Genomic DNA, 10,752 nt, shown 5'->3' with positions numbered 1-10,752 from the left:
TTGCCTACCCAAAAAAAAACACACGTTGGTCCGGCGAATAGGCACCCCCCGTCGCTCCTTTTGCCGTCATCCCCCGCCGTACGGTTTTTCTTTCCTCCCCCCCCCCCCCCCCCCCCCCCACCGCCTGTTTTCCATGGACGCGCGCAGCGGCAAGGTCGCGCCGGTCAGCGGCAAGGGCTCGGTCGGCGCCTTCGACGTGCAGGGCGACACGCTGGTGCTGACCCAGGCCAACCTGGCCTCCGGCGCGCAGCTGTTCAAGCTCAAGCTCGGCGCCGGCGCCGACAAGATGGTGCAACTGACGCAGCAGAACGCGGCGGCGCTGGCCGACGTGCGCTTCGGCGAATACGAGCAGTTTTCCTTCGTCGGCGCCAAGGGCGAGACGGTCTACGGCCATGTAATGAAACCGTGGGACGCCAAGCCGGGCCAGAAGTATCCGCTGGCCTTCCTGGTGCACGGCGGGCCGCAGGGCAGCTTCGGCAATGGCTGGAGCTACCGCTGGAATCCGCAGGTGTACGCCGGCTCGGGCTACGCCACCGTGTTCATCGACTTCCATGGTTCGACCGGCTACGGCCAGGCGTTCACCGACTCGATCAGCGGCGACTGGGGCGGCGCGCCGCTGGAGGACTTGAAGAAGGGGATGGAGGCGGCGGTCAAGAAATTCCCGTGGCTGGACCGCGAGCGCAGTTGCGCGCTGGGCGCCTCGTACGGCGGCTACATGATGAACTGGATCGAGGGTAACTGGGCCGACGGCTTCCGCTGCATCGTCAACCACGACGGCGTGTTCGACAACCGCGCGATGTACTACTCGACCGAGGAATTGTGGTTCAACGAGTGGGAAAACGGCGGCGCCTACTACGCCGCGCCGGAGAAGCACGAGCAGTTCAACCCGGTCAACCACGTCACCAAGTGGAAAACACCGATGCTGGTGATCCAGGGCGAGCTGGATTTCCGCATTCCGACGACCCAGAGCCTGGGCACCTTCACCGCGCTGCAGCGCCAGGGCGTGGAGAGCAAGTTGCTGGTGTTCCCGGACGAGAACCATTGGGTGCTGAAACCGGCCAACTCGGTGTTGTGGCACCACACCGTGATGGGCTGGCTGGACAGCTACCTGAAGAAATAGCCGCCCACATAAGGCTTCGTGGTCGGGTTGGCGCGCATTGCGCGCGTAACCCGACTGGCGCCGGCGGCGGCCCGTGCGTAAGCATTGTCTCCGAAAACGACCGGAAAACGGTAGGCTAACGTTCGCTGTTGGCCACCGTACGCTGACACCGATCTGTTTCGCCGGTCTTCTCGCCGCTCAGCGAAACTGTCCGGTCGAGATGTCGAAGCGTTTGAGCTTGTCGTACAGCGTCTTTTTCGGGATGTTCAGGTTGTCGGCGGCGGCGACGATGTTGCCGCCGTGGCGGCGCAGCGCGTCCTCGATGATGGCGCGTTCGAAGGCGTCGACCTGCTCGGCCAGCGAGGCTTCGCGGCGTGCGCCGGACGGCGCCAGCGTGTCGTCGAGCAGCCCGAGCACGAAGCGGTCGGCGATGTTGTGCAGCTCGCGCACGTTGCCGGACCAGCGCTGCGCCATTAGCGACGACAGCAGCTCGCTGCTGATCAGCGCGGCCGGCTGGCCGTAGCGCAGCGCCGCCTGCAGCACGAAAAATTCAAACAGTAGCGGAATGTCCTCGCGCCGGCTGCGCAGCGCCGGCAGCGTCAGGCTGGCGACGTTGAGCCGGTAGTACAGGTCGGCGCGGAATTTGCCCTGTTCGGCCAGCAGGTTCAAGTCTTCCTTGGCGGCGGCGATGACGCGGAAATTCACCGAGATCAACTTGTTGGAGCCGAGCCGCTCGACCTGGCGCTCTTGCAGCACGCGTAGCAGCTTCACCTGCAGCGCCAAGGGCATGCTCTCGATCTCGTCGAGGAAGAGGGTGCCGCCGTTGGCGTATTCAATCTTGCCGATGCGCTGGCGCTGGGCGCCGGTGAAGGCGCCTTCCTCGTGGCCGAACAGTTCCGATTCGAAAATTGACTCCGGCAGCGCGCCGCAGTTGATCGCCACGAACGGGTGGTCGCGCCGGTCGCTGAAGTCGTGCAGGCAGCGCGCCACCAGTTCCTTGCCGGTGCCGGTCTCGCCGAGGATGATGATGTCGGCCGACTTCGGCGCCAGGTTCAGCACCAGCTGGCGCACTTTGGCCATGGCGGCGCTGCGCCCGACAATGCGCGACTCGATGCCCTCGCGCTTTTCCAGCAGGCGGCGCAGGTTCATGTTCTCCAGCACCAGGTGGCGCTTGTCGAGCGCGCGCCGGCACACTTCCACCAGCAGGTCGGCGGTAAACGGTTTTTCGATGAAGTCGTAGGCGCCGCGTCGCATCGCCCCGACCGCCATCGAGACGTCGCCGTGGCCGGTCACGAGGATCACCGGCAGGTGCGGGTCCTGGGCGATGGCGATGTCGAGCAGTTGCAGGCCGTCGATGCCGGGCAGCTTGATGTCGCTCAGGACGATGCCGGCGAACTCCGGCGACAGGTGCGCCAGCGCCTCCTCGGCGGTGGCGCAGGCGATCACGTTCAGGCCGGCCAGCTCCAGCGCCTGGCGCGCGCCCTTGCGCACGACGGCGTCGTCCTCGATGAACAGCACTTGCATGCCCTCGAAAGTATTTTCATGCATCCGGTGTTCCTTTATGCGCGTCGTGGCATGTCAGTGTAATGGTGAACTGCGCGCCGCCGCCCTCGGCGAAGCCGCGGTTGCGCACGGTGAGGGAACTGCCGGCGGCGCGCAGGATGCCGGCGCTGATCGACAGGCCCAGCCCGAGGCCGTGTTCCTTGGTGGTGTAGAAGGGGTCGAAGATTTTGTCGAGGTTCGCCTCCGGGATGCCGGGGCCGTTGTCGCTGACCTCGATCACCGCCAGCGCGCCGTCGCGCCGCACGGCGATGGCGATGTGCGCCTGGCGCGCCAGCGGCACCGCGTCCATGGCGTTTGAAATCAGGTTCGACAGCACCTGTTCCAGGCCGATCGCGTTGCACAGCACCACCAGCTCCTGCGCCGGCCAGGTTTCGCTCAGCACCAGCCGTTCGGAGCCGCGCCGGGTACGGATTTGCAGCATGGTCTGGGCGAAGGCCTGGCGCACGCTGACCGGTTTCCTGGCGTCGTCGGCGCGCCGCGCGAATCCCTTCAATTGCGAGGTGATGTAGCCGAGCCGCGTGACCAGGTCGGAAATCGTCGACAGGTTGTCGAGCGCGTCCTCGGTGCGTCCGCGCGCGATGAACACCTTGGCGTTGTCGGAAAAAGTTTGCAGCGCCGCCAGCGGCTGGTTCAATTCGTGCGTGACGCCGGCCGCCATCTGGCCGATCGCCGCCAGCTTGCCGCTCTGGACCAGTTCGGCCTGGGCTTCGCGCAGCGTTTGTTCGGCGCGTTCGCGCTCGGCCACCTCGGCTTGCAGGCGCAGGTTGGCGTCGAGCAGGTCGCCGGTGCGTTGCGCCACCTTGATCTCCAGCTCGGCGTAGGCGCTTGTCAGCGCCTGCTGGGCGTTCAGGCGCTCGTCGATGCGGCGCCGGCGCTGGCGCGCGTACAGCGCCGCCAGCAACAGCAAGGCCCAGCCCAGGCCGGCGGCGATGGCGGCGTTGCGGGCCGCCGCGCGCACCTGGTCGAGTTCGGCCAGCACCGTGATCTGCCATTCCAGCGGCGCCAGGTGGCGCCCGACGGCCAGGTGTTCGGCGCCGCCGGCCGCCGCGCCCGGGCCGCCGCGGCCGCGCTCGAGCGACAGGTGGATGGCGCCGTCGGCGAAGCGCTGCAACACCTTGTGCGGCAGGATCGGCAGGCTTTCCTGCAGGAACTGGCGTTGCGCGCGGATGCCGGCCTGGGCGGCCTGCGACAGCGGCGCCAGCGTCTGGAATTTGAAGGACTGTATCGACGACAGGATGATGACGCCGTTGGCGTCCCTGACCCAGATCTGCTCGGTGGCGCCGGGCACGCGCCAGGAACGCTCGATCCAGTCCAGGTTGACCTTGGTGGCGGCGACGCCGATGATGCGCCCGCCGCGGCGGATCGGCTGGGAGATGAAATAGCCGGCCTCGAAGGTGGACGCGCCGATGCCGTAAAAGCGGCCGATGCCGCCGGCCGCCGCTTGCTTGAAGTAGGGGCGGAAGCCGTAGTTCTGGCCGACGTAGGAGACGCGGTCTTGCCAGTTGCTGGCGGCCAGCGTGGTGCCGTTCAGGTCGAGCACGTACACGGCGAAGGCGCCGGCGCGGCGGTTGATGTCGGCCAAATACGCGTTGGCGCGGGCCACCCGCTGCGGGCTGGCTTGTTCCAGCAGACCGGCCACTTCCTCGCTTTGGGCGATGGCCAGCGGCAGGAATTCGTACTTGTCGAGGGCGCCGCCGACGGTGGCGGCGTACAGCTCGGCGCGCGAGGACAGGGCGCCGTGCAGCCGCTCCAGTTGGCGGCCCTTGACGTACCAATAGGTGAGAAGGACCAGCGCGACCAGGGAACCGGCCGCCAGCAGCGCGCCGGTCCAACCGCGGGTCCAACTACGCACTGCCATGGTTGCTCCTCTACCGTCAATGATGCCTGGCGCAGTATCGCACGAGTGTGCTGGCCCGGGCGGGTGGCGGGGTAAGTGGGCGGGGCCGGCGACGCGGACATTCAAGCCCAGGCCAAGAGCCGGGGGCAGACCCCGCCTTTGATGCGTCGCCGGGGGTTTTTTACGAGAACGCCTGGATGCCGGTTTGGGCGCGGCCCAGGATCAGCGCGTGCACGTCGTGCGTGCCTTCGTAGGTGTTGACCACTTCCAGGTTGACCATGTGGCGGATCACGCCGTATTCGTCGGATATGCCGTTACCGCCCAGCATGTCGCGGGCGACCCGCGCAATGTCCAGCGATTTGCCGCAGGAGTTGCGCTTCATCATGGAGGTGATTTCCACGGCGGCGGTGCCGGCGTCCTTCATGCGTCCCAGTTGCAAACAGCCTTGCAGGCCCAGCGTGATTTCGGTCTGCATGTCGGCCAGCTTCTTTTGCACCAGCTGGTTGGCGGCCAGCGGCCGGCCGAACTGCTGGCGGTCGAGCACGTACTCGCGGGCGCGGTGCCAGCAATCCTCGGCCGCGCCCAGCGCGCCCCAGGCGATGCCGTAGCGCGCCGAGTTCAGGCAGGTGAACGGCCCCTTCAGGCCGCGCACGTCGGGGAACGCGTTCTCTTCCGGACAGAACACATTGTCCATGACGATTTCGCCGGTGACCGAGGCGCGCAGGCCGAACTTGCCGTGGATCGCCGGCGCGCTCAGCCCGGCCATGCCCTTGTCCAGCACGAAGCCGCGGATCGCGCCCTCGTCGTCCTTGGCCCAGACCACGAACACGTCGGCCACCGGCGAGTTGGTGATCCACATCTTGGCGCCCGACAAGGCATAGCCGCCCGGTACTGTTTTGGCGCGGGTGATCATCGAACCGGGGTCGGAGCCGTGGTTCGGCTCGGTCAGGCCGAAGCAGCCTATCCATTCGCCGCTCGCCAGCTTCGGCAGGTATTTCCGGCGCTGCTCTTCGGTGCCGAACTGGTAGATCGGCACCATCACCAGCGACGACTGCACGCTCATCATCGAGCGGTAGCCGGAGTCGACGCGTTCGACTTCGCGGGCGATCAGGCCGTAGCTGACGTAGTTCAGGCCGGAGCCGCCGTATTCGCTTGGAATGGTCGCGCCCAGCAGGCCCAGTTCGCCCATTTCACGGAAAATCGCCGTGTCCATCTTTTCGTGGCGGAAGGCCTCGACGATGCGCGGCTGCAGCCGGTCCTGGCAGTAGGCGCGCGCTGCCTCGGCGACCATGCGTTCGTCGTCGCTGAGCTGGCTGGCCAGCAACAGCGGATCGTCCCATTTGAAACTCGGTTTTGCTGTCATGTTTGTCTCCGTTGTCTATTAGTCTGCGGTGCCGACCATCAATTCGGCGTTGTGGTGGCGTTGTTGCTCCTGCATCACCATTTCGCCCAACATGCGCTTGATGCGGTTGAATTCCGGGTCGCTCGGATCGCGCGGGCGCGCCAGCGTGATCGGCACGTCGCGTTTGACGGTGCCGGGCCGGTACGTCATGACGATGGTGCGGTCGGCCAGGTAAATCGATTCCTCGATGCTGTGCGTGACGAAGACGATGGTGGTGCCGAACACCTTCCAGATTTTCAGCAACTCGTCCTGCAGGTTGCGCCGGGTCAGGGCGTCGAGCGCGCCGAAGGGTTCGTCCATCAGCATGATCGGCGAGTCCAGCGCCAGCACGCGGGCGATGGCGACGCGCTGGCGCATGCCGCCCGACAAGTCTTTCGGGAAGCGCGCGCGGAAGTCCCGCAGGCCCAGCATGTCGAGCAACATGTCGACGCGCTCCTTGATCTGCGCCGGGCTGCGTCCGGCGATCTCCAGGCCGAAGGCGATGTTGCTCTCGATCGTCATCCAGGGGAATAGCGCGTACTCCTGGAACACCATGCCGCGGTCGGGGCCGGGCTCGGTGATCGGCTTGGCGTCGGCCAAAATCCGCCCGGAGCTCGGGCGCGAGAAGCCGGCGATGGCGTTGAGCAGCGTCGACTTGCCGCAGCCCGACGGCCCCAGCAGGCAGATGAATTCGCCGCTGGCGATCTCCAGGTTGATGTCCTTGAGCGCGACGACGTCGCCGCCCTGGCCGGCGAAAATTTTGTTGACTGCGTTGATGTGGATGGTTGTCATGGCGGTTCCTAGTTGTGGTCGAGGCCGCGGTGCCATTTCAGCAAGTGGCTGTTCAGCGCGTTCATGGCGGTGTCGATGGCCAGGCCGAAGAAGCCGATGGTAAACATGCCGGCGATGATTTTGTCCGACCAGAAGTATTCGCGCGCCTCGAGGATGCGGAAGCCCAGGCCGTTGTTGACGGCGATCATTTCGGCGACGATGACGACGATGAAGGCGGTGCCCATGCCGATGCGGGCGCCGGCCAGGATGTAGGGCGTGGCGGCCGGCAGGATGACGCGGCGGAACATCGTCATCTGGCCGGCGCCGAGGTTGCGCGCGGCGCGGATGTAGATGCCGTCGACCTGGCGCACGCCGGCGATGGTGTTCATCAGCACCGGGAAGAAGGAGCCGATGCTGATGAGGAAGAAGGCCGGCGGGTTGCCCAGGCCGAACCACAGGATCGCCAGCGGGATGTAGGCGATCGGCGGAATCGGCCGCAGGATTTGTACCAGCGGGTCGAACAGCTTGTAGACGGCCTGGTTGGTGCCCATCAGCAAACCGAGCGGCAGCGCCAGGCCGGCGCCGATGGCGAAGCCGCCGAGCACGCGCGACAGGCTGGCCCAGGCGTCGTGCGGCAATTCGCCCGATAGCATCCACAGCAGATAGTTGCCGGCCTCGGGCTGGTAGGCCTCCAGCGGCGCCAGGTATTGGCCCCATTTGACGGCCACCGCCACCGGCGACGGCAGGATTTGCGGGTTGATCCAGCCGAAGGCGGACAACGCCTGCCACAGCAGCAGCGCGGCCAGCGGCACGGCGGCACCGTGCAGCAGGCGTTTCAGGAAGAGGGTGTTCATCGCCTTGCCTCCTTATTTGGCGGCGGAAACGGTTTTCTTGGCCGCCTCCAGCAGGTCGAGCTTGACCCAGTCCTTGGCCGCCGGCGCCGCCGTCATCCGGCCGACGCCGAACTTGACCATGTAGTCGGTGGTCAACTGCACGTGGCTGAGCGAAATGTCCTCGGTGAAGCTGGCGTTGGCCATCGCGTCGCGGTAGTCGTCGGAGCTGACCTGGTTCTTGAACATCGATTCGCGCACGTATTTCTCGGCCAGCAGCGGATCGGCGATGAACATCCGGGTCGCCGCGACGAAGCACTGCATGAAGCGCTCGGCGACGTCGCGTTTTTCCTTGTACATTTTTTCCGACATCACCAGCGCGCGCACCGGCTCGCCCAGCGCGGTTTGATACGGCTTCATGATTTCGCTGCCGTATTTTTTATGGATGGCCTGGGTCGAATACGGCTCGGACTGGCTCATCGCGTCGATGTCCTTGGTCAGCAGGGCCTGGTTCAGGTCGGGGTAGCCCATGTACATGATGAGCACGTCCTTGCCCGGCTTGTCCGACCAGCTCATCTGGTTTTTGGCCAGTTCGGAGAACAGCAGGATTTCCTGCGGGCCGCCGCGGGTGACGCCGACCTTTTTGCCCTTCAGGTCGGCAATGCTGCGAAGGTTCAGCTCGGGCCGGCCGACGATGCGCACGCCGCCCTTGGCGAAGCCGCCGACCAGGTACACCGGCACGCCGCTGGCGCGGCCGGAAATGGCGGCCTCGAGCGCGCTGGCCGAGACGTCGATTTCGCCGGCGATGATCGCCGGCACGATGTCGAGTCCCTTGGAAAAGATGCGTTCCTCGATTTTCAAATTGTATTTCGGCGCGATTTCCTTCATGTAGGCGACGGCGCCGTAGTGGGCGAACTTCAAATTGCCGAGGCGTACCACGTCGGCGGCCTGGGCCGCCAGCGGCAGGCAGGCGGCCAGCGCGAACGCGGCGGCGACGACCCTGGTGTTGAAAAACGCTTTCATTGCTGTGCTTGTTGCCATGTGTCTTCTCCAGTCAGATTGAATAGTTTTCGCGTTGCCGCTCTGGGGCGACTGCATAGAACTAAAAGCATCTTCCGTGCCAAGCGACAGGAATGGAGGGGAATGGCTAAGTGATTGATTTAAAAGAACTATGCGGCGCGGCGCGGGAAGGCGAAAACGGGCCGTTTCTGCGCATCCGCACAAACTGCCGGCCTCGCGTCTGGATTGCCGCACGCATGGGGGAGGGAATTGCTTGAACTAAGTCGACCGCTGCGGATCGAATATGAAAAGCACCGTTGAACGCAACGCGCCGCCGCATGGTGGCGGCGGCGCGATGTTCAGGCGGGTTGCTGCAAGCGCCACGGTGGGCGCTTGCCTTGCTACCTATATTACTTCGATTCCTTCGATTCAGGCACGACGATCACGGTGTCGCCGGTTTTGCCTTTTTCTCCGGTGGCGCCGGGGGCGCCGGCATCGCCGGTTGCACCGGTGGCGCCGGTCGCGCCGGAGGTGCCCGAGGCGCCGTCCTTGCCAGGCTCACCTGCAGGGCCAGCTACGGCGACCGGCACTGGCACGACCACGGTATCCGTGGCGGCCACTGGGGCTGGGTTGTTCACGGTCTTTTCGCAAGCGGTCAGACCAAGGGTGGCAACGAGGGCGATGAGGATGAGTGAATATTTTTTCATGATAGATCCTTAAATGAGTGTGGCAGGGCACGGGATGTGCACAGCGCCGCGGGCCGCCGACAAGCGCGGCAACTGCGGCTTGGCCCGTGTAAGAACTGGAGTGAGCATACCCAAGCCAGATGGCTTGTTCTGTTCGGAAACGCACACAGCGCAACATTTCGAACAAAAGTAGAAAAAGATTGAGTTAAGTAAAAGTTAAGTAAAAGTTAAGTATGAGTGAATATACTACATTAATGAATATTGCAAACAAAAAAGTCGCATCAATCGGAGGCGCGGGCCAAAGGGGGGGGGCGGACCTTTTACCCGACGGCCGACGGACGATTGCGCTTCACTCATCCGGCCTGCGCAAGCGTAATGATGGGCGGCGTACCGTCCGACCCCGGTTCAGCTCCCGTGTCTGGTTGTTGCGTTTCCCGCGCCTTCGGCATCTTCATCAGTCCGCGTCCACATACTACGGCGCAGGCGTGGGCGCCGGTAAGAAGAGGCGACGCGCACCCGCTGTAGCGCCTCTGCATCGGTCATTTCTAAACGCTATTACGTAGGCAACATTAATTAATTGGCTCTTATGTTCGTTGCCGCACAGACCGGAACGCTTGCCGCTGGCATTCTGGCGTCAGAAGTCGGAGATGGATGTGGCCGGTCGACCCAGAACTTGTCGACATGGAGCTGATTCCGACTATTTGCTATCGATTTATTTAGGAGTATTCACATGCATGCAATGAGACAGTCTCACGCCCCAGCACCCGGCGACACGAAAGCAGCGCACCAAGACAATAGCGGCGCCGAGCGCTCTACGCAACTGACGCTGGTCGACCGCGCCGCGCCGGTGCCGCCCCGCGCCCCGCTGTCGATGGCGCCGATCGAGCGCGTGCGCTCCACCTCGGCCACGCTGCGCCGCATTGAAAACATGCAAAAGCTGATCGGTGAATTGTCGCTGCACGAAATGCTGGCCGATGAAATCGCCTGGTTCCTGAAATTTTCGCCGTCCGGCGCCCGCAAATACATCCGCGACTTGCGCGATGCCGGCGTTATCGAACTGGCGCGTTACATCGAAGGCACCGCAACCTACCTGGGCAAGGCCGTCTACCAGCTGACGCCCGATCCGGAGCGTGTGCGCGCCTTCCTGGCCGCCATCGTACAGCCAAAGCGCGAAGGCGCGGCGCCGCGCAAGGACCGTCCGGGTCTGCGCGAGCAGAGCATGGCGGGCAACGGTCGTCATTTCCATATCCTGGCCGACGATACCCACTATGCGATTCGCGTCAACCGCGGTCCGGTGATGCGCGACCCGCTGGTCGCCGCCTTGTTCGGCTCGGCACCGTCGCAGCAAAAAAGCGACTAAACGCGCAGGCGGCCATGTGGCCGCCACCCCTAGCGCCCGATGGCGCGATGACAGCCGGGCGGCGCGCCCGGCTGTTTGCGTTGCCGCTCGAAAATGAATTACGACACCGCGAATTGAAATGTCGACAAGCAAGCCCCATTTAGCCAGGAATGCGGACGATACTGCGATCGTCCGATCCCGACTCAAAGGAATCCCATGTTGCCTGCCATTGCCCCGTTGACTCCGC

Annotated in this window: 9 protein-coding genes; 2 read left to right on the top strand and 7 right to left on the bottom strand. The window is 64.6% G+C overall.

Going from position 1 to position 10,752, the window contains the following annotated elements; genetic code table 11:
* A partial coding sequence (locus ACFDR9_RS16995) for a prolyl oligopeptidase family serine peptidase (RefSeq protein ID WP_409031765.1) occupies positions 1-1,120 on the top strand: 1,120 nt, incomplete at its 5' end.
* Between the two features lie 177 nt (positions 1,121-1,297).
* On the opposite strand, the gene ACFDR9_RS16990 is transcribed toward ACFDR9_RS16995, so the two are convergent.
* The 7 genes from ACFDR9_RS16990 to ACFDR9_RS16960 all read right to left on the bottom strand — a co-directional run bounded on the left by ACFDR9_RS16990 (position 1,298) and on the right by ACFDR9_RS16960 (position 9,187).
* Complete coding sequence (locus ACFDR9_RS16990) at positions 1,298-2,647, bottom strand: sigma-54-dependent transcriptional regulator (protein ID WP_409031764.1); 1,350 nt, start codon at positions 2,645-2,647, stop codon at positions 1,298-1,300.
* Entirely contained in the window at positions 2,640-4,520 is a 1,881-nt protein-coding gene (locus ACFDR9_RS16985) for an ATP-binding protein (protein ID WP_017876683.1), read from the bottom strand. Before ACFDR9_RS16985 ends, ACFDR9_RS16990 begins: the two co-directional genes overlap by 8 nt.
* Positions 4,521-4,680: 160 nt before the next feature.
* On the bottom strand, positions 4,681-5,862 hold the full coding sequence (locus ACFDR9_RS16980; RefSeq protein ID WP_409031763.1) for an acyl-CoA dehydrogenase: 1,182 nt from the start codon (positions 5,860-5,862) through the stop codon (positions 4,681-4,683).
* A gap of 18 nt (positions 5,863-5,880) precedes the next feature.
* Complete coding sequence (locus tag ACFDR9_RS16975; protein ID WP_017876681.1) at positions 5,881-6,672, bottom strand: ABC transporter ATP-binding protein; 792 nt, start codon at positions 6,670-6,672, stop codon at positions 5,881-5,883.
* 8 nt (positions 6,673-6,680) lie between these two features.
* Entirely contained in the window at positions 6,681-7,505 is an 825-nt protein-coding gene (locus ACFDR9_RS16970; protein WP_017876680.1) for an ABC transporter permease, read from the bottom strand.
* Between the two features lie 12 nt (positions 7,506-7,517).
* A complete protein-coding gene (locus ACFDR9_RS16965; RefSeq protein ID WP_409031762.1) occupies positions 7,518-8,522 on the bottom strand; it encodes an ABC transporter substrate-binding protein in 1,005 nt (334 codons plus the stop codon).
* Between the two features lie 368 nt (positions 8,523-8,890).
* On the bottom strand, positions 8,891-9,187 hold the full coding sequence (locus tag ACFDR9_RS16960; RefSeq protein ID WP_409031761.1) for a collagen-like protein: 297 nt from the start codon (positions 9,185-9,187) through the stop codon (positions 8,891-8,893).
* Between the two features lie 850 nt (positions 9,188-10,037).
* On the opposite strand from ACFDR9_RS16960, the gene ACFDR9_RS16955 reads away from it, so the two are divergent.
* Entirely contained in the window at positions 10,038-10,526 is a 489-nt protein-coding gene (locus ACFDR9_RS16955) for a winged helix-turn-helix domain-containing protein (RefSeq protein ID WP_017876677.1), read from the top strand.
* Positions 10,527-10,752 lie beyond the last annotated feature (226 nt).

Origin of the sequence: Janthinobacterium sp. CG_23.3, from assembly GCF_046115965.1 — a bacterium.
GTDB lineage: Bacteria > Pseudomonadota > Gammaproteobacteria > Burkholderiales > Burkholderiaceae_D > Janthinobacterium.
The sequence above is the reverse complement of the archived record's forward strand: the minus strand, read 5'-3'. Positions and strand labels throughout refer to the sequence as shown.